Source organism: Blautia sp. CAG:257, from assembly GCF_000433815.1.
Classification (GTDB): domain Bacteria; phylum Bacillota; class Clostridia; order Lachnospirales; family Lachnospiraceae; genus Blautia_A; species Blautia_A caecimuris.
On record NZ_HF999052.1, the window covers coordinates 1 to 1,631 of the forward strand.

Annotated in this window: 2 protein-coding genes; both read left to right on the forward strand. The window is 39.1% G+C overall.

Annotated elements, in window-relative coordinates; translation table 11 throughout:
* Positions 1–168: 168 nt before the first annotated feature.
* On the forward strand, positions 169–1,155 hold the full coding sequence (locus QVP40_RS06915) for a LacI family DNA-binding transcriptional regulator (RefSeq protein WP_022067743.1): 987 nt from the start codon (positions 169–171) through the stop codon (positions 1,153–1,155).
* Positions 1,156–1,503: 348 nt separating this feature from the next.
* Positions 1,504–1,631, forward strand: a 128-nt coding sequence (locus tag QVP40_RS13880) for a PTS transporter subunit EIIB (RefSeq protein WP_288200370.1), incomplete at its 3' end; no start/stop codon positions are given.

A 1,631-nucleotide genomic window follows, 5' to 3' on the forward strand; every position in this document is an offset into this window, starting at 1 on the left:
CTGTATGAAAAAAGTGCCAACGATTACTTGACAGTAACTATAGAAAGAATACAGAAAAGATCAGGGTGGCAATGATAAAGGCAATTTGATAGAATGATAAAATAAAGGAAAAGTTCGTATATTTCAGATGATGTTTTGTAAAGACGGGCGAAAGGTACGGGAGGTATCATGAATATTAATGAGATTGCCAGGCTTGCCGGGGTATCCAGAACAACAGTATCCAGATATCTGAATAACGGTTATGTCAGCGAAGAAAAAAAGGAAAAAATCAGGAAAGTGATTGAGGAGACCGGGTATCAGCCGTCAACTCAGGCGCAGATGCTTCGTACAAAGAAAACAAAGCTGGTAGGAGTTGTACTGCCTAAAATCAATTCAGATACGATCAGCCGCGAGGTAGCAGGAATCAGTGATGTTCTTGCAAAAAGAGGGTATCAGATCATTCTTGCAAATACAAATAATGATATTGAGGAGGAACTGAAGTCTCTGTCTCTTTTCAGGGACAATCAGGTGGACGGAGTGATTTTTATTGCCACCATGTTTACCAGAAAGCATAAACAGATGCTGAAGGAATACAAGGTTCCCATTGTAATTCTGGGACAGTGGCTGGAGGGATATCCCTGCGTTTATCAGGATGATTATTATGCTTCTTATATGATAACAGAAAAACTTCTGGAAAAAGGTCAGAACGCGGCATATATCGGGGTTACAGACAGGGACGAAGCAGTTGGAGCAAAACGGCGCAAAGGATTTGAGGCTGCTCTTCATAAGAAAAAGGTTCCTGTTGTGCCGGAGAGAATGAAAATCGGCAATTTTACCATGGAATCAGGATATGAGTGTGCAAAAGAGCTTTTGCAGCAGACCCCTCTTATTGATTCTCTGATCTGCGCCACAGATACAATGGCTGTGGGGGCAATTACCTGTATAAAGGAACTGGGGCTGAGAATTCCGCAGGATATACAGGTTGTGGGAATTGGAGACAGTTTTTTTGGCAAAATAATTGAACCAAAGCTGACAACTGTACATTTTTTTTATAAAACAAGCGGTATGGAGGCAGCCTCTATGCTTGCAGATCTGATGGAAAACGAAGAAGGAATCAGAAAAGAAATTAAAATGGGATGTGAAATCGTTCTCAGAAATTCACATAGAGAAAACTGAATGATGTAAGAAAATTCTCACAAGCAGGGAGAGTCTGGGTAAACAAAGCCAGATCTTCCTGTTTTTATTTGCCAGGAAAGCAGCATATTTTGTACGGACTTTTCCGGTCAATAAAAGCGCTTCATTTTGTTTTTTACCGGGAAAAGAACGGATATTTTGGTGATTATACACAATTTTTATCATGGAGATTTATTGGTTTTTACGGCTTTACAATCAGAAAATACAGGCATATAATAAAAACAAGATATGAGAACGATTCCATATAATAAACGTATATAAAACAGAAAAAATTGACAGAATACAAAGAAATTTATATGGAAACGATAACATAATAAAAAGGAGGAAGTTATGGACTACAGAAAAACGGCCCGGGAAATTTATGAGCATGTAGGAAAAAAGGAAAACATTATTTCAGCAGCTCACTGCGCTACCCGTCTCCGGCTTGTAATCGCAGACAATGAAAAAGCGGATAAGAA